At 71.2% G+C, this 21,364-nt stretch carries 26 protein-coding genes and 1 pseudogene; 26 read left to right on the top strand and 1 reads right to left on the bottom strand.

All coding sequences use genetic code 11. The features are described 5' to 3' along the window. Positions 1–4: 4 nt before the first annotated feature. Positions 5–1,636, bottom strand: coding sequence for a caspase family protein (locus OG883_RS42590; RefSeq protein WP_266553459.1), 1,632 nt, complete (start codon positions 1,634–1,636; stop codon positions 5–7). 324 nt (positions 1,637–1,960) lie between these two features. On the opposite strand from OG883_RS42590, the gene OG883_RS42585 reads away from it, so the two are divergent. The 26 genes and pseudogenes from OG883_RS42585 to OG883_RS42460 all read left to right on the top strand — a co-directional run bounded on the left by OG883_RS42585 (position 1,961) and on the right by OG883_RS42460 (position 21,064). Then, positions 1,961–2,362 carry a hypothetical protein gene (locus OG883_RS42585; protein ID WP_266553456.1) on the top strand — a complete coding sequence of 134 codons (402 nt, stop codon included), beginning with the start codon at positions 1,961–1,963 and terminating at the stop codon, positions 2,360–2,362. A gap of 426 nt (positions 2,363–2,788) precedes the next feature. Next, a complete protein-coding gene (locus OG883_RS42580; protein WP_266553453.1) occupies positions 2,789–4,039 on the top strand; it encodes a hypothetical protein in 1,251 nt (416 codons plus the stop codon). A gap of 123 nt (positions 4,040–4,162) precedes the next feature. Next, positions 4,163–4,594, top strand: a complete 432-nt coding sequence (locus OG883_RS42575; protein WP_266553450.1) for a hypothetical protein — start codon at positions 4,163–4,165, stop codon at positions 4,592–4,594. A gap of 564 nt (positions 4,595–5,158) precedes the next feature. Further along, positions 5,159–5,920, top strand: a complete 762-nt coding sequence (locus OG883_RS42570) for a hypothetical protein (protein ID WP_266553447.1) — start codon at positions 5,159–5,161, stop codon at positions 5,918–5,920. Between the two features lie 331 nt (positions 5,921–6,251). After that, positions 6,252–6,587 (top strand): hypothetical protein, encoded by a 336-nt coding sequence (locus tag OG883_RS42565; RefSeq protein WP_266553444.1) that lies wholly within the window; start codon positions 6,252–6,254, stop codon positions 6,585–6,587. 72 nt (positions 6,588–6,659) lie between these two features. Further along, positions 6,660–7,534, top strand: a protein-coding gene (locus OG883_RS42560) for an IS5 family transposase (RefSeq protein ID WP_266553441.1) whose coding sequence is annotated in 2 segments (ribosomal slippage) — positions 6,660–7,004 and positions 7,007–7,534 — 873 coding nt in all. Because the reading frame shifts where the segments join, the coding sequence is not laid out codon by codon here. 43 nt (positions 7,535–7,577) lie between these two features. Further along, the gene (locus OG883_RS42555) at positions 7,578–8,741 is read left to right on the top strand and encodes an IS701 family transposase (RefSeq protein WP_266553438.1); all 1,164 of its coding nucleotides are present in this window, start codon (positions 7,578–7,580) and stop codon (positions 8,739–8,741) included. 11 nt (positions 8,742–8,752) lie between these two features. After that, complete coding sequence (locus OG883_RS42550) at positions 8,753–8,899, top strand: hypothetical protein (RefSeq protein ID WP_266553435.1); 147 nt, start codon at positions 8,753–8,755, stop codon at positions 8,897–8,899. Positions 8,900–9,184: 285 nt separating this feature from the next. Then, positions 9,185–9,664, top strand: a complete 480-nt coding sequence (locus OG883_RS42545) for a hypothetical protein (protein WP_266553432.1) — start codon at positions 9,185–9,187, stop codon at positions 9,662–9,664. 357 nt (positions 9,665–10,021) lie between these two features. Beyond that, a pseudogene (locus tag OG883_RS42540) lies at positions 10,022–10,426 on the top strand (HU family DNA-binding protein); the annotation flags it as partial. Between the two features lie 88 nt (positions 10,427–10,514). After that, on the top strand, positions 10,515–10,691 hold the full coding sequence (locus OG883_RS42535; RefSeq protein ID WP_266553429.1) for a hypothetical protein: 177 nt from the start codon (positions 10,515–10,517) through the stop codon (positions 10,689–10,691). Positions 10,692–11,179: 488 nt separating this feature from the next. Beyond that, complete coding sequence (locus OG883_RS42530; protein WP_266553426.1) at positions 11,180–11,746, top strand: hypothetical protein; 567 nt, start codon at positions 11,180–11,182, stop codon at positions 11,744–11,746. 286 nt (positions 11,747–12,032) lie between these two features. After that, positions 12,033–12,722 carry a hypothetical protein gene (locus tag OG883_RS42525; protein WP_266553423.1) on the top strand — a complete coding sequence of 230 codons (690 nt, stop codon included), beginning with the start codon at positions 12,033–12,035 and terminating at the stop codon, positions 12,720–12,722. Between the two features lie 9 nt (positions 12,723–12,731). After that, a complete protein-coding gene (locus OG883_RS42520; protein WP_266553420.1) occupies positions 12,732–12,998 on the top strand; it encodes a hypothetical protein in 267 nt (88 codons plus the stop codon). Between the two features lie 215 nt (positions 12,999–13,213). Continuing rightward, a complete protein-coding gene (locus OG883_RS42515; protein WP_266553417.1) occupies positions 13,214–13,675 on the top strand; it encodes a hypothetical protein in 462 nt (153 codons plus the stop codon). A gap of 228 nt (positions 13,676–13,903) precedes the next feature. Then, the gene (locus tag OG883_RS42510) at positions 13,904–14,188 is read left to right on the top strand and encodes a hypothetical protein (RefSeq protein WP_266553415.1); all 285 of its coding nucleotides are present in this window, start codon (positions 13,904–13,906) and stop codon (positions 14,186–14,188) included. 224 nt (positions 14,189–14,412) lie between these two features. Further along, a complete protein-coding gene (locus OG883_RS42505) occupies positions 14,413–14,718 on the top strand; it encodes a hypothetical protein (protein ID WP_266553413.1) in 306 nt (101 codons plus the stop codon). A gap of 211 nt (positions 14,719–14,929) precedes the next feature. Continuing rightward, complete coding sequence (locus OG883_RS42500) at positions 14,930–15,571, top strand: hypothetical protein (protein ID WP_266553411.1); 642 nt, start codon at positions 14,930–14,932, stop codon at positions 15,569–15,571. Between the two features lie 613 nt (positions 15,572–16,184). After that, positions 16,185–16,487, top strand: coding sequence for a hypothetical protein (locus OG883_RS42495; protein ID WP_266553410.1), 303 nt, complete (start codon positions 16,185–16,187; stop codon positions 16,485–16,487). 127 nt (positions 16,488–16,614) lie between these two features. Beyond that, positions 16,615–16,788, top strand: coding sequence for a hypothetical protein (locus OG883_RS42490; RefSeq protein WP_266553407.1), 174 nt, complete (start codon positions 16,615–16,617; stop codon positions 16,786–16,788). Between the two features lie 187 nt (positions 16,789–16,975). Then, positions 16,976–17,446: a hypothetical protein gene (locus OG883_RS42485; protein WP_266553405.1), complete on the top strand. Its 471-nt coding sequence runs from the start codon at positions 16,976–16,978 to the stop codon at positions 17,444–17,446. A gap of 279 nt (positions 17,447–17,725) precedes the next feature. Next, the gene (locus OG883_RS42480) at positions 17,726–17,974 is read left to right on the top strand and encodes a hypothetical protein (RefSeq protein ID WP_266553402.1); all 249 of its coding nucleotides are present in this window, start codon (positions 17,726–17,728) and stop codon (positions 17,972–17,974) included. A gap of 459 nt (positions 17,975–18,433) precedes the next feature. After that, on the top strand, positions 18,434–18,637 hold the full coding sequence (locus OG883_RS42475) for a hypothetical protein (RefSeq protein WP_266553399.1): 204 nt from the start codon (positions 18,434–18,436) through the stop codon (positions 18,635–18,637). A gap of 514 nt (positions 18,638–19,151) precedes the next feature. Next, positions 19,152–19,580 carry a hypothetical protein gene (locus OG883_RS42470; protein WP_266553396.1) on the top strand — a complete coding sequence of 143 codons (429 nt, stop codon included), beginning with the start codon at positions 19,152–19,154 and terminating at the stop codon, positions 19,578–19,580. Positions 19,581–19,808: 228 nt separating this feature from the next. Continuing rightward, complete coding sequence (locus tag OG883_RS42465; protein ID WP_266553394.1) at positions 19,809–20,570, top strand: hypothetical protein; 762 nt, start codon at positions 19,809–19,811, stop codon at positions 20,568–20,570. A 296-nt stretch (positions 20,571–20,866) separates the two neighbouring features. Continuing rightward, positions 20,867–21,064, top strand: coding sequence for a hypothetical protein (locus OG883_RS42460; protein ID WP_266553392.1), 198 nt, complete (start codon positions 20,867–20,869; stop codon positions 21,062–21,064). The last annotated feature ends 300 nt before the right edge of the window (positions 21,065–21,364 follow it).

Here is a 21,364-nt window from a genome sequence, read left to right as displayed (position 1 = left end):
CCGACTAGTGGAGAAGCACCGCACGCAACCGAGAAATATCGGCTTCTGCAAAGAGCGTCCAATGGGAGGCCAGCGGAGTCGGCACGTCCGGCATCTCACCCGACGTCAGAGAGCCGAGCAACGCCCACCCCCGCGAAAGTAGCGGCATGAATGGAACCACCGGAAGACCCCAGTCCTCTGAGAGAAGCATGACGTCGAAGAGTATTCTGCTGCCCACCTGGTCGTCTTCCGCGAGCATCCCACCGACGAGGTCTCGGCGCCCAAGGCCTACCAAGGCGTAAGCGAGGTACACCGCCAGTGACGGGTCGTCCCGGCCGTACTTCTGGAACGACTGGACCAAGTCATCGGGGGAAGAGTCTTCCCACCACCTGATGCCAAAGCGTGAAGCCGCAGCGATCCACGCTCGGTGTCTGACGTAACTCTCGTCAAGCGGCTGCCTACGGCCCCTAGTGCCCTCGGTCAGAGGAGCGTACGACACGTCGACCAGCTGGTTGCCCTCGACGGTCATCGTGGCCACGCGGCCGAGCAGCGCGGGCACGATGGCGCAGTGGCCGGACGAGAGATGCAGCAGAACGTTGCAATCGGGGCGGCCGTCGTCGAGCCGTACCTCCACGAGCCCCTCCGCCGCCTGCTTAGTCTCTGCCTCGCCGGCGTCCACCGCCTTGACAGTCGTACCCTGCACGTGCACAGCGGCGGGTGAATAGATGTCGCCGGGATCGGATGGGTGCGCGAGGCGGCCGGCAGCGTCAGTGGCGTCATCGAGCGCTGGATCGGTTGGCGGCGTGGTGGTCGTCGTTTGGGTGGCGTCATACTCGCTTGGCGCGCCCAACTTGCGCGGTGCCGAGATCCTCGACAGCCACGCAACTTGCTGGTCAGAGGTGACCTTGCCTTCTGGTACCTGTTCGGTCATGGGCGCCTTCAGATCGAGAATGCGCTTGCTCACGAGCCTCGGGAGAGACTTCTTCAGCGGGTAAGGGCGCACAACGTGGAACTCCGTGTCGCGGTTCTCGACACGTTCAAGCAGCTCAGAGTAGTCGCCGTCCAGCGCCTCGGCGAGAACCTCCGTGTAAAGAGCGCGGTAAGAACTGCTCGACTTCTCGGGATCATCGATCTCGTGGGCAGCTTCGCCGAGTCTGCAGGCGTAGAACTCGTCCACACTGGCAGCTAGCCCGCTGACTGGGCGGTTCGGAAAGATCGAAGATCCCGTGACGTTGTTGGCCCTGATGCTCGTCGGCGCCGTGCGGCACGCGTCTGAGATCAGCACCACGTGCGGCACCCGGCACCGCTCAGCAAGAGCTGCGCTGACCGCTACGTTGACTGCCTCGTTCGGATTGTCGGGAGCCTCCGAGAGCAGCCAGTACTCACTGTAATGGTTGTTCACTCCGTGTCCGCAGAAGTACACAATAAGTTGCCCAAGGGACCGCCGGTCCACAAACGATTGCACGGCGTCGTAGACAGCCGTCGCCCGCACGACTCCGCCGTCGTTATCAGAAAGAGTCTCGACGAGGTCATCGGGGATGTTCTGGCTGCTCGCCCAGTTCCGCATGGCAGTGATACCAAGATCCACAGCCTGGAGTTCGACCAAATCCCCAGATCTGTGCACCCCGATCAGGATGACAGCACGCTCCAGCTCCATGCCTTCTCCATTCGCGCACCCCTCTTCCGACCGTAACGCGGATCATGAGGAGGCACCCGGCGAGGCGACGCCTGGCCGCGCTCCGGGGCGGTGCGGGCGATCAGCATGCCCGCTGTACATCCCCGGCCCCCGATCCCGCCTCCCGCGCGGGAGGCGGGGGCCGCGCCATGCCCGCCGCGCCCCGCCACCCGTCCGGAACTGGTCTTTGCGTCGCTTGCCGGCCACCGGGCCACAGTGCGGCCACCTACCGGCCCCGGCAGGTGCGGTGACCAGCCGCCCCCTGCCGCGCCGCCCAGTCGTTCAGCCGAGTCGAGGAGACCGCGCGTGACCACTTCCTCCCACGTCCAGACATTCCACTACGGAGCCTGGGTGTTCAACATCGACAGGGCCCTGACCATCGTGGAGCAGCCACACCACGACCCCGTGTCGACCTCCGTCGCCGCCTGGGCAGCCGCCTACCACCTGAACCAGCTCGGCCCGGACTATCAGGGCGCGCTGTGGTGCCCGGTCTTCGGTCCGGACCAGTCACATTTCAACGTCGAGCACGCGATGCAGACCGACCTCGACACACCAGTGATCATTGCCACGATGGAGTTCGACGGCAATGAGGCAGTCCTGCTGATCGATGGCGTCCACCGCATGTACCGGGCGATGGTCGAGAACCGGCCGACGCTGCCCGCCTACCTCCTGACCACCACGGAAACCATGCAGGTCCGCGAGCGCTGACCCTGCTCACCCCGCTTCCGGCCCCACCTCGTCCGCGGTTGACTGGCGGCGCTGAACAACCCCTCCCGGCACCACCAACGGCCCGTCCCTATCAGGGGACGGGCCGCTTCGCGCTCCCTCGCCCGGCCCCGCGCGCCCCAGCTCCCGCAGCTGCGTTCCCCCCGGCCCCCGCGATCCGCGTCCAACGCGAGGGGCCGCCCCACGTCCGCCCCACGTCCGCCCCACGTCCGCCCCGCACCCCCGCACCCCCGGCCCCCGTGACCTGTGGGGGTCGGGGGTGCGGCGTGTGCGGTGCCGACTCCCGCTTGCGTGCCTTGCCGCACCCCGGGCCATGGTGCGGCCACCGGCCCGGGGTGCGGTGACCACCGACCCGCCTCTCCCGGAGCCCGCCCGCCACCCATGTCCACCGGCCGTAAGGAACCTGCCGTGTCTGCCACCCTGACGTACCACCATGACCGTGCCGATCTCACCTTCACCTGGAACAGCGACACCGGGATCAAGATCCGCGCCGGGAACACCGTCCCGCACTGGGGTGTCTACCCCGACCGGATCAGCGTCGGCGAGCTGCCCTTCACCCTCAGCGCATTGCGCGACGTATGCGATGCCTGGTGGGAAGGCCGGGAGATCACCACCGGCCAGAACTTCGCCGAACACCCGTGGACGACCCACAAGTTCAGCGGACGGGTACAGGTCCGCTACCGGGGCGGCCCGGTCATCGAGGCAGCCCTTACCGAGAACTGCCAGCCTGTCCCCGCCGACAGCAAGGACTGGCAGCCGATCATCGACCTCGCTGCGGACGGCCGTACCCCCGAAGCCGTCACCACCGAATATCTGAGCCGCCGCACCCAAGGCTGGTGCACCGGGGTACTGGAACACCTGGGCATTCACGCACCCCAGCAGGTACCGGACCCGGCCCGCTACGGCGACCACGCGGATGGCTCGGTCATCGCCTGGACGATCTGCCACCTGCCCACCCAGGTGAAGGCCGACAGCACGTGGGGCGCCTGGACCACCTGGTTCGCCACCACGGCACGTGAGGTGTGGGACGCACCGCAGGGCCCCGAGCAGTGGCGCAACGCCGGTATCGCCACGCGGCCGGTCACCGACTGGGCACCGTGGACGTACCAGGACACCACCGCCGACGGCACCCGCTTCAACTTCCTGTGGCTCGGCGGGAATTGCGTCTACATCACCAGTCCCGACAATCCCCGCCTCGCCACCCTGGACGACTCCACGTTCCTCCTCCACCCGCGTGAGCAGGCCACCGGCCCCCTGCTGCCCTGGCTCCAGGAGCAGGCCCGGCAATGGATCGCCACCTGCACCACCACGCAGACCGTCGCCGACATCCTCGCCTCGACCCCCGGCAACGCCCTCCGCCACGCCCCCTGGCGGATCGAACTGACGGGCCCCGGCCTCCGCATGCACGCCCCGTACCTCACCGAGGAGGAGGCATACGAAGTGGCCCGCCGCGCCCGGGACAACGCCGCCAACGACCAAGGCGTCACCTTCCGCTCCCTCTTCCACTACAACGACTCCGCCAACGGCGTAAGCAACGTCTGCGTCCAGCGATGGAACCCCGAAGAGAACCTCTGGCAGACCCACAGCCGCCCCTGGAACAAGAACACCCCGGCCCCGGACGCTCTCATCCCTTACCCCAGCGCTGCGCCCGCCAGCTGACGCCACCGCCCGCCCCGCCCCCCTCCCGGGGGCGGGGCGGGCCTCGTTGCAGGGGTAGCCCGCTGTCGGGCCACGCTCGTCCTGCACCGCTAACCCCACCCCGCTGACGATCGGAACCCCGCCATGCCCGACCCCCGTTTCCTCGCCATCATCACCGACACCAGCCAGGGCCCCGTCCTGCGGCGTATCGAGCCGTACGACTACGACCGTGCCCTCAGGATCGAGAACGCTGGCTGCACCGTGCGCGCGATGAACGAGGCCGACCTACCGCTGCTGCGTCCCCTAACCGCCTCCGCACCGCTCACCTACCGGCAGGTGCGCCGCCTCGCCGTCCTGGGCCGCACCCGCCTCGACCCGATGCCCCCACTGGTGTGCGTCGAGTGCAGTGAGGACCTGGAGGACTCCACCGTCCCCTACGGCGACTGCGTGGGCTGCGGCTGGATGGTATGCGGGAACTGCGACGCCGGAGCCATCCCCGCAACCGGGCAGTCCGTGTGCCCGGCTCCCGAATGCCGCGCCAACCCCGACGCGGCCGATGCCGAGCACACCCCCTGACAGCAGGGCCCCTGACGGCCCGCCCCCGGCACCACCACCTGGCGACCCTCGCCGCGACCTTCACCACCCTGACCCGCACGCCACCGGCCGGGTGTGGTCGAGCCCCACCGGCGAAAGCCCGGCCGGACGCGCTCTCGCACTCTTCCCGCCACCCCCGCACAGGAGTTGCCATGCCCGCGCCCGCCCACTCGATGGCTGCCGCCCCGCGCACTACGCGACTGACCACCCCGCCCCTCCCGCGCGTACGAGGCCCACCCCGCCCCCGGGGTGGGCCTGTTCGTATTCGCCCCGCCCGCCGCCGCTGCCCCGACCCAAGCGCCTCGCGCCCCCGACATCCTCAACCAGGCCTTGCGCGGCTTGACCCCGCCCCAGGCAGTGTCGGTGGGGCCGGAAGGACGCTCCCGCACCACCCCCTCACCGTGCGGTCGAGCCCCCGGCCGCCGGGCCGCCCCCACCCCCCTGGGGCGGCCCGGCCCCCTCGCATCCCCGCCCGGCCACCGCCCCCGGCGCGCCGCACCCGTCACCGCCCGCCGCCCGCAGCTCCCAGAAGGAAGGGCCCTGCCCGTGTCTGAACGCATCCTGTCCCTGCCCGACCACGCCGACCAGTTCGTGGTCACCGACCGTCCCGCCCCCACCCTCACCGACCGGTACCGGATGCTGCCCGACGGCATGACCACCCGCCACGTCACCGTGGTCCGGGCACACCAGGTACGCACCGGCGACGTCGTCGCCGCCTTCTTCACCGACGGCCCCGGCATCCGCCGCACCCAGCACGTCCCCGAGGCGTTCACCGCGCACCCCCGCGCCTTCGGCAACTGCCCGGCGCAGTGCGAGGAGTGCGAGGACGCCCACGCCGACGGCGCCACCACGGACCGGTACGTGTGCCTGGACCCCGCCGACAACTATGCGGCCTGCGTCATCGTCTTCCGCAACACCCCGATCGCGATCATCCCCGCCGACACCGCAGCCCACTTCCCGCCCCTGGACTCCGTCCCGCCGCTCCCCGACCTGTTCGCCCTCGACAACGAGCACGGCCCCTACGAAGCCCTGCCCGTCTCTCGCACCTGGGGCCCCTGGGACGCCATCAGCGTCACCCGCACCACGGCCGAGCAGATCACCACCGACCTGCCCCTGAGCCACGCCGGCCGCCACCTCACCTGCCGCTGGCTGGGCGACGCACTGCTCATCGCCTCCGACCCCCGGCTGCGCACCGAACCGGGCCGCCCCGGGCGGATCATCCAGCCGGACGCGGACGGCCGGTACCGGATCGGCGGCCTGTGGCGGTGGGAAGAGTGGCCCGCCGAAGACGACGACAGCAACGACTAACCGCCAACCCGCACCCCCCGGGCGCAGCGACCACGCAGCGCCCGGGAACCGACTCGTGTGCCGACCGCGCCCGCACCGTGCCGCCTTGCCCGCCCCACGAGCCCGAAAGTCCGCACCCCCGGCACCAGCCCCCGCCCGCGCTGACGCCGTGCCCGGGTTGGGGCTGGTGAGTTGTGTGGCTTGGTTGCCCGCCCGCCATCGTCGGCGCAGCCGCAGAGGCACACCACCGGCCCCGGCCGGACCGCCGCGGCCGCGCCCCCTTCCTTCCGGGCCGGAGCGAACGGGCGCACCGGCCCTGAAACCACCACCACATGAAATGAGGAGACGCGACATGCCCGACCCCTTCTGGACGGTGATCGCCGAACAGCACACGGAACTTCAGTCGGCCCGTACCGCCGACGACGTCATCCGCATCCTCAGCCCTGACCGCAACCCGTACGGCCCCAACTGGGACGGCGCCGTGGGTGACGGCTTCTTCGCCGGTTCCGGGGGAGACGAGACCGTCAGCGAAGCCCTGCGCACCGCGGGCTGGACAACGGTCTGGGCGGAATCCTCGCTCTACTACACGATGCGCGCCCCCGACGGATCGATGGTCACCTACATCGAGGGAGACATCATCCGGGGCGACCGCCGAGGGAACAACCCCGAGCAGGACAGCCCCAACTGACCGCCCCTGCCCCTGCTGCCGCGTACTAGGGTGCGTTTCAGAAGTGGATCTTGATGTGTCAAGATCCACTTCATGGGGCGGCACGATCTGACGAATGCGCAGTGGACGAAGCTGGAGCCCTTGCTCCCGGTCGGCAAGAAGCCTGGCCGGCCGCCGGTGCACACCAAGCGGCAGTTGATAGACGGCATACGCTGGCGCACCCGCGCCGGTGCTCCCTGGCGGGACGTGCCCGAGCGGTACGGCCCGTGGGAAACGGTCTACGGCCTGTTCCGGCGCTGGCAGCGGGATGGCACCTGGCACCGTATCTTCGAGCAACTGCAGGCTCAGGCCGACGCCGAAGGACTGATCACCTGGGACGTCTCGGTGGACTCGACCATCGCCCGCGCCCACCAGCATGCGGCTGGTGCTCGCAAAAAGGGGATCTGCAGATCGAGCCGCCGGGTGGTGTCTTCACCGAGCCCGAGGACCACGGGCTCGGACGCTCCCGGGGCGGGCTGACCACCAAGCTCCACCTGGCGGTCGAGCAGGCCCAGAAACCGATGTCGCTGGTCATCACGGCCGGACATCGCGGCGACTCCCCGCAGTTCGAGGTGGTCCTGGGGCGTATCCGGGTGCCCAGGCTCGGGCCGGGCCGCCCGCGCACCCGGCCGGACAAGGTCCGCGCCGACAAGGCGTACGGGTCCCGCGCGAACCGCGCCTACCTGCGCAAGCGCGGTATCCGATGCACCATCCCGGAGAAGCGCGACCAGATCGCCAACCGCAAGAAACGCGGCTCCCAGGGTGGCCGGCCACCCACGTTCGACAAGGCCGACTACAAGGAGCGCCACGCGGTGGAATGCGGAATCAATCGCCTCAAACGCCACCGCGCGGTCGCCACGAGATACGACAAGCTCGCCGTCCGCTACGAAGCGACCGTGCTGATCGCAGCCATCAACGAGTGGCTGTGACCAGCACTTTCAAAACGCACCCTAGTACTGCAATCACAGTTGTATGTGGTTGAGTTGGTGTGTGGCTGAGCTCGGGGTGGGGTTGGTTGAGGGGTGGGCCGGGGTGCTGGCGGGGTTGCATGCCCGGTTCGCGTCGCGTTTCGTGAGGTCGGAGCCGCGTGGGCGGGCTCTTGCGTATATGCGGGGGTTGATCGCTCCGTTGGAGCGGAAGAACGGCTGGACGCTGGCGGAGCGGGCCGGTGACCGGCTGCCGATCGGGATGCAGCGCCTGCTGGGCGAGGCGGACTGGGACGCCGATGGTGTTCGTGACGACGTGCGGGACTTCGTCGTCGAGACGATCGGCGACAAGAACGCGGTCTTGATCGGTGACGACACCGGCTTCCTGAAGAAGGGCGTGCGCTCGGCGGGTGTCCAGCGGCAATATTCCGGAACGGCCGGACGGACGGAAAATTGCCAGGTCGGCACGTTCCTCGCGTACGCGTCGGCGAAGGGCCGGGCTCTGATCGACCGGGAGCTGTACCTGCCCGTCTCCTGGACGGATGACCGCGAGCGGTGCCGGGAGGCCGGCGTCCCGGACGAGGTGTTGTTCGCGACGAAGACGGAGCATTTCAAGGCCATGCTCGTGCGTGCGGTCCAGGCGGGCGTGCCGTTCGCGTGGGTCACCGCGGACGAGGCCTACGGGCAGTCGAAATCCCTCAGGTGGTGGATGGAACAGCGGGCCATCAGCCATGTGATGTGTGTGAAGACCAGCGACACCGTCATCACCCGCGGTGCGGGGGAACGCCGTGTCGACGAGCTGGTGGCCGCTCTCGCGCCACAGTCTTGGAAGCGTCTGTCCGCTGGGAAAGGATCCCATGGTGAGCGTATGTACCAGTGGGCCCGGATCCCCATCCGGATCTGGTGGGAGAACGGCCACGGCCACTGGGTCCTGGCCCGCCGCAGCCTGAAGGACCCCACTGACCTCGCCTACTACGTCTGTTACGGGCCCGTCAGCACCCGCCTGAAAGACCTGGTCAGGGTGGCCGGCGCCCGCTGGGCCGTCGAAGAGTGCTTCCAGACTGCGAAGGGCGACTGCGGCCTGGACCACTACCAGGTCCGCCTCTACCACGCCTGGTACCGGCACATCACCCTCGCCATGGCCGCCCTCGCGGCCCTGACCGCCGTCCGCGCCCACGAACTCTCAAAAGGGGCAACCACGGTGGCCTGATACCACTGTCCGTGGCAGAGATACGCCGCCTCATAGGCCACCTCCTCCACCCCGCCCACCTCACCATCCACCACCATCTGCACTGGTCACACTGGCGAAGACTCAGCCAGACACGCGCCCGCGACAGCCACTACAAACAACGCGGACACACCCCTTAACTGTGATTGCAGTACTAGGCCCACCCCGTCGCCGGGGTGGGCCTTCGCGTTCGTCGTACCCGCAACCGTCGCGCCCCGACCCGTGCCCCGCGCTGCCGCCCGGCGCGTCGTGGCCGGTCGCGGCCGTGTTGCACGGCTTGCCCCGCCCGCCGCCACAGTGCGGTCCGCCGGCCCGGGGGAGCGGTGCCCACCCATTCCCCGCTCCCTCGGCCCGCATCAGCCCTCACCGGCCGCGCCGTGCCCGGCGCCGCCGGTGAGCCCCGCCACCATCCCGGAGTCCCGACCATGACCCTTCCTGCCGCCCTGCTCGTCACCCCGCTCCCGTTCGCGCCGACCAAGTCCACGCTCTCCGAGGGAAGTACGCCCCTTCACCTGCCCGCCGACAGGCAACAGGACTGGCTGGAGGGGCAGATCGGCGGTGGGGTCAGGGCAGTCGCCTACCACCTCCACGCGTCCGTGCACGTGAACAGCAACGCCATCGTGCTCGGCCAGCAGCCCAACCCGGTCCTGTGGACCCTGGCCTGCGCCTGGCGCGACCGCATCCTGCCCTACGCACTGCACGGGCCCGCCCTGATCACCGGACGCGCCGACCTCAGCGGCACCTACCTGCCGCTGACCGGGCAGATGGCCACCCAGACGCAGGCGGCACTGAAGGCGGCGACCGGCTGGTGGCTGGAGCACGACTACGACATCCCGCTGTGGCCGGTCAACCCCGCCTCCCGCCGCTTCGCGGAGGCAGTCGCCGTGACCCGAGCCACCCTGTAGCCCGTGGAACAGAGCAGCCCCCGGCACGCGCCTTCGCGAGCCGGGGGCTGCTTCCGTACCCGTCGCTGCCCGGCGGCCCCATGCCGCACCGCGACTCTGCCGCGCGGCCCGCGCCGCCGCACGGCCTCTGCCCGTGCCGCCGCGCCGTCCGTCGCTGCCTGCCGCGGTGCGCGGAACGCCGCCTCGCGCTCCGACCTTCCCGACCAGAAGTTGCCCCTGACCCGGCAGAAAGCGTTGCGCGGCTAACTGCCCACCCTGCCAAGGTCATTCACACCCAGCCCGGACCACAACCCCCACGGGGCAAGGCCCGGCCGCGCGGCAACAGACCCAGCACCCGAGTCCGAGGGGACACACACCATGAACAAGGCACAGCTCGTCGAGGCGATCGCCGACACGATCGGCGGCCGACAGCAGGCCGCCGACGCCGTCGACGCCGTACTCGACGCCATCGTCCGCGCGGTGGTCGCGGGAGACCGGGTCTCCGTCACCGGCTTCGGCTCCTTCGAGAAGGTCGACCGCCCGGCCCGCTACGCCCGAAACCCGCAGACCGGCGAACGGGTCCGCGTCAAGAAGACCTCCGCCCCCCGCTTCCGCGCGGGCCAGGGCTTCAAGGACCTCGTCGCCGGTACCAAGAAGCTCCCCAAAGCGGGCCAGATCTCCGTCCAGAAGGCCCCCAAGGGCAGCCTGCCCGGCGGTGCCGCCACGAAGGACAAGAAGGCCACCACCCGGAAGACCGGGAAGGCGCAGAAAGCCACGGCGGCCACCACCCCGGCCCGATCGGCCGCCGCCTAGAAACCCGGCCCGCCGTCCCCTGCCGCCCCCGTGCCGCGCCCGAATGGAGACCCCTGCTGTGTCCGCCCCGTCAGCCCACCACGTGCACCGGCGATGCCACGCCACACCGTCAGACGGCCGACCCGGGATCTGCGCCAAATCCCCCGGCCACACCACCAGAACCCCCGACCCCGACCCCGACCACTTCGACCCGGACACCGAAGAGACCTGGCGCGACCACGACCCCGGCCAGTGACCCCGACCCGTTCATTGCACCCCTAACTCCCCACCCCGGCATGGTCTCGGTGTCGGGCCGGAACCCCTGCGGACTCCGCTTTCCGCTCAAGTCCGGCCCGACACCACCATCCGACCGCCGCGCCCCGACCCGTGCCCCCGCCGCGCCGCGCCGCGCCGTGCGAGGCCAACGCCCCCGCACCCGGCGCCGGGGTCGCCCCATGCCCCCCACGTACCGGCTCCGCTCGCCTCGTCGCCTGCCCGCCGAGCGGGGGAGCCGGGGTCGTGTCGCTTACCCCGCCGTCCACCACAGTCAGAGCAGCCGGGAACGCCCCGCACGAACCCCCTTCCGTGTGCTGCGAGCGACCGGCAACTGCCGGGCCGCGTGCGACCGCGCATCCCCCCTCTGCCGCACCGCGCGGTCCGGCATCACCTGCCCCAGGCGACGCCCCAAGGCCGCCGCGCCCAGCCCACCGCCCGTGCAACCGCCCCCTGAAAGGACCGACCGTCATGGTTTCCACACCCGCCCAGCTCCGCCACACCCAGGAAGCAATCGAGCGCCTGACCGGGCACCTTGCCGACCTCGGCATACCAGCAGCAGCGATCCAGGCCCTCCTCGACAACACCGACCCCGGCCCGTGCAACGACCTCAGAGGCGGCGCCATCTGCCAACTCGATCTCGGCCACCCGCAGAAGCGCCATCTGGCCGTCTGGCCCCCCGCCCCGGGCACGAAGACCCAGACCGAATGGGCCAGCAGCTGGTCCGAACACGACATCAAGAAGCACGGGGCCTACGACAATCCCTTCACCCTGCCCGACGCCGCGACACCCGCTATGCGCGCGCACACCGAACTCGTCGACGAGCCCCGGGTGCTCATCTGCCAGCCCGTCACCGACACCCTGCTGTACGTACACATCAGGCTCGGCAGGAACGACACCGGCCTGACCTCGTGGCTGCGCCGCATCGGCCTGAAGCACGGGCAGGCCACCCGTACCGAACACGGCGACTACCTCGCCCGCGGTCACCTGAACGGGGCCCGCGTCGCACTGATCGCGCACGCCCACTCCTACCGCTGACCCCCGTACTACCCCGAGCCCGCCCGCCCCGCCCTACTCCGGCCAGGAGGGCCCGGCGTGTTGCGGACCCCCTGACTGGTCTGGCCCCCGGACGCAGCGACCACGCAGCGCCCGGGGGCCGACCCATGTGCCCCGCCGCCCGCGCGAAACCAGCACCGCCGCATCCCCGCCGGCCGGGTTGCTGCCCTAACCCGCCGGACCCCGACAGTGTCACCACCGGCCGCCGCACCGCACGCCCCAACGGGCGCCCCGCGCGGCCCCCAACTTCCCGGAAGGCAGCCCCGGCATGTTCCTGCACCTGACGACCCTCCTCGACCTCGACCAGGAGCCGATAGGCACCGTCAGCGCCCAGTTCGTCGGCGGCGCCCGCACCAACACCTGGCTCGTCGTCGCCAACACCCCCAACGAAACCGGCGACCATGTCGCCCTCCACACCTACGGCCCGTTCGCCACCGACGACGACGCCCGCGCCTGGGCCGCCGCCCACCTCACCCCGTACAGCACGTGGACCATCGCCCCCCTCGCCATCCCCTACACCAACGCCGAGGTCAACGCCGAACGCCGCAAGCCGCTGCGCCACTCCACCACCGCGCGCCGGGCCCGCGCGGACACCATCGCCGCCTACCTCACCCCGTACGACGGCCTGACCCGCCTGCCGCGCAACACCCGCCCGGACACGTCCCGCCACGGGTTCACCGCCCGCGAGAGCGAGCACCCCGGCCTCGGCCCGGTCGTCGAGCTCACCGCCCTGGGCCCCGACGACTACCGGCGCGAGGACGACCACCACCGCATGAAGGCCATCCTGCGCCGGGACTACCCCCACTTCGAGATCACCGACCAGGACACCCGCCTCCTGGTGCGCCGCCTGTCCGATGCCGAACTCCACGACCGCGCCGACCAGGCCGCCGCCCGCGTTGCCCCGCACCTCGCCGCCCTCACCACCAACACCCCGCCCGCCACCGACATCGAGAAGTGAGGAACTGCCGTGGGTCATCAGATCATCGAGCAACCGGACGGGCTCCTCGCCGTCTTCTCCAGCGTCGTCGGCTCCTTCGTCGTCACAGATGCCACCCCGGAGGAACTCATCGACTGGTACGCCGAGGAAGCCGCCCGCGAAGCACGGGAGCGTACGAAGCGGCTGCTGGATAGAGTCGCCGTAGGAGGGCAAGTCGCTTACGGGCAGCATGCGTTGACGTGGGAGGAAGCCTCCCAGCTCCACCAGGAGTGCAGCAGCGACCCAGACGAGAGCTGACACACAACGGTGCCCCGCCGGGGGTGCAGGGCGGCACCCCGGCCCACCGCGTGGCTCTGGCGCGGCCGGCCGGGTTGCGGCGGTTGGCGTCCGCCCGGCCAGCCTCACCCCCAGCGGCCCGAGCGGAGCAGTGACCAACCTGCCTGCACCGCTCGGGGCTCCGCACCCCAAGGGCGTCTCCACGCCCCCACCGAGCCTTGACGACGGGACGTTCCGTGAATTCCGCTGCCCTCCGACCGCACGCCCTACCCCCGCGCACCCTGACCCGCCTGACGCCCGCCGACTGCACGGCCACCCATTGGTCGACAGCCAAGGCGAAGGCCGACGCCGGGAACCGAGTCCTGGCCTTCATCGAGAGCGGCCTCCACCCCGACTCCTTCACCGACGACCTGTACCGCACCTGCTCACAGCACCTGTTCGCCCACATCGCGCACTTCAACCGGCACGGCTTCGCGGACGTCTGGTTCACCACCCCTGACGACAAGGCCGCCTTCATCCGGCACGCCATCAACGCCCGCAGCGGCGGCGATCCCGCCTGGACGTGGTCCGACGTCGAGCAGCACCTTCAGGACACGCTCGCCGACCACCCCCGCCTGCAGGAGCCGTCAGCCTGGACCGGCGCCACCCGCCCGCACGACTGCCCCTCATGCCACTGCACCCCCCAGCCCCCCGCCTGACCCCCCTCCGCCCACTGCACCTTCACCGGCCCCGGCCCCGCCCCTCGCGGTCCCGGGGCCGCGCCATGCCCGCACAGCTACGCCCCTCACACGGGCTGACCCCGCCCGCACCCCACCGGCCCCCGGCCCATTCAGATTGCGGCTGTTGCCCCGCTGCTGGCCAGGGTCGGCGTACAGCCCACGCCCGAGGCGGGCCCCGCCCGCCCCTCCGAGATGCGGAACATCATCATGGCCACCACCCCGTCCACCACCGATACCGGCGCCCTGTGGCAGAACCTCGCAGATGCCCTGAACGCCCTCATCGACGCCCGGCAATTCCCCGACTTCCACGACCTCTACGGGGCGCGCAACAACTGGCAGCACCAGCCCATCGCCTCCACCGCTGCTCGCAGTGACGCCCCGTGGGTGGTCTTCGACCTGTCCACCCGGCAGTTCACCGTCTCCAGCCGCGAGCGAGTCCTCAACGGCGAACACGGCCGCCGCAACCGCCGCTCCAGGAAACAGCGCCGCTGACCCGCTGCCCCCTCCCTCGGCCCCCGCCCGGCGCCCCGCGCCCCTGCCGCATCTGCCGATCTGCCGGCGGGTGCGGCAGGCGGCAGCTTGCGGGTCTTGGCCGCCGCCGGGCCACGGTACGAAGCACCGGCCCGGCCGGGGCGGCGCCCACCCCTCCCGCCGCCTCGGGCCGAGCGACGACGTACCGCACCGGCCCACCCTTTCCACGAACGAGGAGACGCATCATGCTCGACACCTTCTGGGCAGTGATCGCCGAACAGCTCCAGGAGCTGCGCACCGCTAAGACCGCGGACGACGTCCTGCGCACCCTGGCCACCGACCACGGCCCGGACCGCGGGTTCTTCGCAGGCTCCGGCGGAGACGAGACCGTCAGTGACGCCCTGCACACCGCAGGCTGGCAACTGGTCTGGGCGGAGTCCTCGCTCTACTACACGATGCGCGCCCCCGACGGATCGATGATCACCTACATCGAGGGCGACATCCTCCGAGGCGACCGCCACGGCAACAACCCCGCCCCGACCGCCGACTGACCTCCCGCCCACCACGCTTACGCGCACAAGGCCCACCCTGTCGACGGGGTGGGCCTTCGCGCTGCCCTGCCCCCGCCCCCTTCGGACGGGCCGCCGCCCCCGCACACCTCACCCGGCAGCGCAGGGCAGGAGCCGCGAGATCTTGCCCGGCTTGCTCCCTCCCGCTCCAACCTCCACGGCACCCGAACAGCACCAGCCAAGGAGACCCGCTGTGGGATACGAGCTGTACTACGAGGGCTGCCTCACCTTCGACCGGCCTGTGAGCCTGGCCCGGCCCGACGAAGACCGCCTCTCCGATCTCGCCCGCTTCTTCACCCCGGTGTTCGAGCAAGCCGAGGGCACGCCGACCGGCCGTCACGTCACCGGTTTCCAGGTGGACGAGGAGACCGCCGACTGGGCCAAGTCGTGGCCCTGGCACGAGGACTTCGCGGCCATCGAAGAGTTCGCTCGATGCCACCAGGTCACTCTCACCGCGCAGTTGCGATGGCAGGGCGACGGCTGCCCCGCCAACCCCGCCGACGACCGCGGCCATGTCGTGTTCGACCTCCACGGTGACCACCATCAGGTCCCCGACAGCAGCAACGACCAGGCCGTCGAAGCCCACCGCCGACGCTCCTGCACCTGCTACCGCGACACCGCCCCGCGTCCCGCGCCTGCCCCGTCACCCGCACCCGCACCCGCACCCGTGCCCGTGCCCGAGCATCCGGCGGTCGGCCCGCTCACGCCCATCCGCAGCGGCCAGCTGACCGACTACGCCGCCCACTGCACCGAGCACGGCCAGATTGTCTTCATCCCGGACGAGAACCTGGCCCGCTCACTGCGCGACGAGCACGTCGCCCGCCACCACAGCTGACCACCCCGCCCCGGCTTCCGGCCCCGTCCTGCACCCCCGCAGGCGGGGCTGCTTGCCGTTCGCTCCGCGTCCCGGCCCGTGCCCCGGTGCCGTCACGCTTGCCGGCCTTACCCCCGCTCCTGCGCATGGTCCCGCCGCACCCCTCCACACGACGGAAGGACCCCACGACCATGCCCACCTCCTCAGTGAGCACGGCCAGATCAGCGGTCACTGTGAGGCCGCGCGGGCAGAGACCCGCGTTTTTGGCAGCGGTGACCTGGACAAGGACGTGACCGCGTTCGCCGCCTGGGTCGTTGACCTCGCTGACCGGCACGGCAAGGCTCCCCAGTAACGTCCGCTCGCCTCTACGGCCCCGTCTGCCCCGCCTGGGCAGACGGGGCCGCCTGCCGTTCCAGGGCTGCGCACCGCACTGCACCGCCGTGTCCTGCGTGCGACACCTTCCGCCGCGTGGCCGACCAAGCGGGCGGGCCGTCTCCAGGACACGTCACCGCCTCCGGCCCGCGCGCCTGTGGTGTGTTGCTGGGCTAACGCTGTCCGGCCGCAGGGTGCTCCCCGTCAGCCAGCCACGGGCCGTCGCATCCCGACGCCCCTGCCGCACGAGGAGCCCTTTGCCATGCTGCACACCGAACCCCTTGAACCCGCCGACAAGCCCGCCCCCGCCCTGTCGGCAGCCGAGGTGACCGCGACCCTGTTCGTCGACAACTTCGAGTCCCGGTGCGGGAACTGCCAGAAGCCGACCCTCCTGCACGGCATGCACCGCCACACCGACATCTCCGGATTTCAGCCGGAGCCCGGCGGCGGCTGCGGAGCCCGCTTTGTGAACATCGCCAGCCGCTCCCGCGCCGTGTCCGACGCCCGCCTGCGCGAGCTGCGCCCCGACCTCCCGATGCTCGGCCACAACGAGGACGACGCCTGACGCCTTCCACTCCCGGGCCCGGCGGCCCGGGAGCAGCCGCATTCGCGTCGCCGTGCTCCCGCCGCCCCGGCCGTAACTCCCTTCGCGCCGACCGGCGCTATCCCTGCCACCGAAGGAACCTGCCCCCGTGGCCGATCACGACGACGACATCGAGCTGGACGCTTCCGACCGCGCCGCAGAACGACGCCTCGCTGAACGGGCTGGACTCATCCCAACCCGTCGGCACAAGACGCGACCGACCGTCCGCGAAGCTGCCGAGGCCCACCCCTGTCCCGGCGAGCAGAATCCCAAGACCCTGTAGCCCCCGCCCCCTGGCACGCGCCCACCGCGCGCCAGGGGGGTTCGCGCCCGCCCGCCCGCTGACGGGCGCCGGGAAGCCGCCTCCTGCGGGGGTTGCGCTGCTTGCCCGCCGCCCGGTCATGGTCGGCACACCGGCCCGGGGGAGCCCTCTCGGGCCGTCCCTCGCCCCGCTCACCCCGTGGAGAATCATGCACTTTCCTGACGCACGTGCCCCCTACACGCCCTTCCTCGGACTACCGGTCGAGGGCATTGCCGAGTACGGCACCCGGCAACGCTCCGTCGAGGAGCTGCGCCCACTGTTCGAGGGGGTGCTGAACGATCCAACCGTCGTCGAGTTCGGGTGGCAGCAGTACACGCCGTACGACCCGGGTTCCTTCGGCGTCCGCTACATCTGGGTGCGCCCCGTCGAGGAGCCACCCGCCGCGACGGAGCGCGATCTGTGGCTGATGGATGGCTGTCCGAGTCTGGGCGACACCTACGGCCCGAATCGTGAGCACTATCGGGGCCCGGACCGCGACCGCTTCGAGCGCGTCATGGCGCTCCATCATGCCTTGGAGGAAGGCGGTTTCGACGACGTGCTGCGGCAGGCTTTCGGTGACCCGACCGCCGTGACGGTGCGCCGCGACGGTATCCGTGTGGCCCCCTGCAACCACGATTGACCCCGTTCTTAGGCCCCGGCTCCCGGTGCCCCTCCGTGTGGGCGCCGGGCCCTGCCCCGCCCCCCGCCCTGCCGGCCCCGCGCCGCCCCGTGCGCCCCCCGGCCGGTCGTGGTTGTGGTGGTTGGTTCGCTCCCGGTCATGGTCAGCGCACCGGCCCCGGGGGGTGCGCTGACCCCGCCCCGCCCCCTCGGGCCTCCCGCCCCCTCGGGCTTCGCGCCCCTCGGGCTTCGCGCCTGGCATACCCCGGCATGCCGTGACCGACAGGAGAGTGAACTGACCATGAATACAACCGAGTTCCGCATGGTGGCTGAAGAAGGCAGCATCGAAACGTACGCCACGTACGAAAGCGCCTACGCCACCATGACCCAGGCCGCAGTACGGGACATCGCCGAGCACGGCGAGGAGAACGCCCGCGACTCCGGGGCCCTGCACCCCTACGGCTACTCCATCGAGATCCTCCGCGACGGCGAAGACATCACCCACGCATGGGAAAGCAACTCCCCGGACAAGCCCCTCGCTCTCGCCTGACGGACACGCCCCCGACGGCCCGCCCCTCCCCGGAACCCCCGGAGAGGGGCGGGCCGTCCCGCGTCCCCGCTCCCACTGCCTGCCGCGTCACCGGGAAGCCACCGGCACGCCACCCCCGCCCCACCCTCATCGGAGCGGTCACGCTCTCCGGTCGCCCCTTGCCGGCCTAACCCCCCCGAGCCCCCGAGCCCCCGACCATGTGGCCCGCCGCGCCCCGCGCCCGGCACCACTCGACACCCGACGGCGAACCCACCACCCACGTATGGGCTGTTCGTCGCCTACAGGAAGGACCCGCAGTCTCATGCCCTTGCCGTCCTGGCTCCAGTCCCACTTGCCAGCCGCCATGCCCTCGCCGTACACCTTCGAGTCGTTCGCTGACGAGGTCGCCCGACTGATGGGCCTGCCCCCGGCACTGCGCACAGGGAGTTCGAGCTCAGCTCCGAGACTGATCATGTCTGGATGCTGTGGAAGTCCGACATGGGCGGGGCGATCCTCGTGCTGGACCGGCCGCAGAAGGAGCGGCGCGAGGCCCTGGTCATCAAGATGACGTGGTGCCTCTCGCCGGACCCGGCAGACATCGCCGCGATGGTGCGGGTGTACCAGCGGCGCGGCCGTGTCCGCTCGCTCCGGTCCCTACTGGGCCGCGTACTGCGCCGCGACTGACCTCGCCGAGGCACCCCCCAGCCGCCGGCCGCCGGGCATCCCAGCCGCCCCGCCCGCGTACGCCCCCGCGCCTCGCCGCCTCACGCGGCCGTGCGCCGCACCGCCCCCGAAGCGTGACGCCGCGCCCTGCGCCGGCGGGAGCACCAACGGCCCGCCTCCCTCCCCGGAACCCCCGGGAGGGGCGGGCCGTCCCACGTCCCCCCGCTCCCACAGCACTGCCGCGTCACCGGGAAGCCACCGGCCCCACCCCCCGCGCCGCCCACGCCGAAACCCCCGCCGACAACTGACTGACAGACCCCAACCCCCAACCCTGGCCCCGGCGCCCGCGCCCCACCGCGCGGGCGCCGGGGCCGCCCCGTTCACCGGCCGCGCCCCGCCGGGCAGGGAGAGCCCCGGGCACCGTTGCCGTCCTTGCCCCGCACCCGGCCATGGTCACCACATCGGCCCCGGGGCGGTGACCACCCCCGCCCCTTCGGGCCGACCCACCGCATCCGTCCACCTGTGGAGCCTCCCCGTGACCGTGACCAAGCTCGATGCCCTGCGCGCGACCGCCCTTAAGAGCCTCACCACCGCCGGGTTCACCGACGCCACCGCCACCCGGCACAACACCACCACCGTCATCGCGACCGTCCCCGTCGCCCGCGCCGCGTGGGCCGACTTCGCACTCGCCTCCCACACGGTGCTGCGCCTGGCCGACTGGGCAGGCCGCGCCCGCTACGCGCTCTTCCCCGCCCGCGACAGCAGCGCCCCGTACACCCACACCGTGTACTTCCGTGCCACCGGCCCCGGCCTCGCCCAGCAGGACGTCGGAAAGGTGCTCTGCCACACCGTCCAGATCGTCCCCGGCTTCAACACCGAGGCGGACATCCCCAAGGCGCTCGCCACCGCCCTGTTCACCGACCCCACCCGCACGGGCGACATCACCATCAGCCGCCTCGCCTGACCCCCAGCAACCCCCGCCGCGCCCGGCCCCGTGCTCCGGAACACCACCGTTCCCGGACGCGGGCCGGTGGCGCGCCGCCATCCTCCGCCCCCGGCTGCGCCACCTCCCAGGGACTGGCCGGCACGGGGCCGAAGGGTTGCGCGGGTTGGCCCTTCCGTAAAGAGCCTCACATCCCACCACCGGCACGCCGCGCCACCCGCGATGCCGCCCCGAGCCAAGGACCATGTGATGACCGAGACCACCAGCACCCCCACCTACACCGCCGACGCAGTCGCCGCCGGAACGAGCCTCTACCCGCACCCGAAGCCACTCCTGGACACGGGCGCTCTTGCCGAGGCGATCCGGGTGCAGCTTCGCACCTGGGTCCCCGGCGCGTACGGGATCACCATCCCCACCCCCGAGACATTCGCCGCAGCGCCCACCGAGCGCACCGCGGGACTTCTCGGCGAGATCACCGGGCACATCCGATTTCGGGGTGCGGAGCAGGATGACGCATCGCCGTGGGCGCTCGCTCACCTGTTCAAGGCCCACCGCGACAGCCTGCACGCCGACCATGGCCGTGGTGACGCCCACCTCTTGGGTGCGCTGTACTCCCTCATCGTCGCCCGCGCCCACGTGCGGGACGGGTCCGACGGCCGGTTCGACCTAGACCCGTTCGGCGCTGACCGCTCCGCCATCGACGAGAGATCGCTGATCGAGACGATCCGTGTCCAGCTCGCCACATGGGTGTCCGACACCTTCGGGACGATCGTCCCGATCCCGAACCGGTGGGAGATGCGCACTGCTGCCGACCTGTCCGACCTCATCGGCGCCGTGATGGGCGCGGCGGAAACGAAGTACGGCGACATGGACGACGACGACAGCATTCAGGGCATGGCGCACCTGGCCAATGTCCGCGTCCACGGCCTCAAGGCCGGATACGGGCACGGTGACGCGCACCTCTTCGCCGCCCTCAACTCGCTGATCCTGGCCGCCGCCGCCCTCACCTGACAGACACCCCGCCGACACGGCGTCCGACGAGGATCGTCCAACCCGAAAGGAATCCCGTCCCGCCTCGGGCCCCGGAGTCGCGTCCCGCGATGCCGGGGCCGTCGCACGCCCGCCGCCGCGCCCGAGGTGCGCCGCACGCCCACCGCGCCGACTGCCGACGAAGCTGGCGGGGCTAACTGCTCGGCTCCACAAGGTCTTCGCACCGGGTCACCGACCTGGCTACGACCGAACGGAGCCACACCATGCCCACCCCCCTCGCATCCGTGTGCCGCAACCCACACTGCGGTGGCCGACTCATGCCGCGCTCTGAAGACACTCCTGACACCTACTGCATCGCCTGTGCGGACCTCGCCGACGATCACGATCAGGGCGAGCACGACCACGACAGCCATGAGTTCTGCCCTGCCTGCCTGCCAGCTCTGACCGGCGCCACCCGCGCCCTGCTCACCGACCCCGCCCGTACGGGCGACATCACCGTCACCCGCCTCGCCTGACAGCACCCCCCGCCCCGGCCCCGGCCCGCGTACCACCGCGCGCGGGCCGGGGCCGCCGCGTGGCCGCGGCCGGCCGGGGCGGCCGCCCCTTGACCGGCTTGCCGACCGCCACCGCACAGTGCGCTCACCCGGCACGAGCCACACCGGCTCGCACCCGCCGACCACACCGCCTCACCAAGGGAGTTACTCGTCATGCCGTGGAACAACGTGGTTGATGTCCTGCTGTTCGCGGCCCTCGCTCTGGGCGCGCTGTGCTGGGCGCTCGACCTGGGGACCCACAGGAGCCGTCTGGTGTTCCTG

The sequence above is a fragment of the Streptomyces sp. NBC_01142 genome (assembly GCF_026341125.1).
In the GTDB taxonomy this organism is placed as follows: domain Bacteria; phylum Actinomycetota; class Actinomycetes; order Streptomycetales; family Streptomycetaceae; genus Streptomyces.
This window is presented reverse-complemented; position numbering and strand designations above follow the sequence as displayed.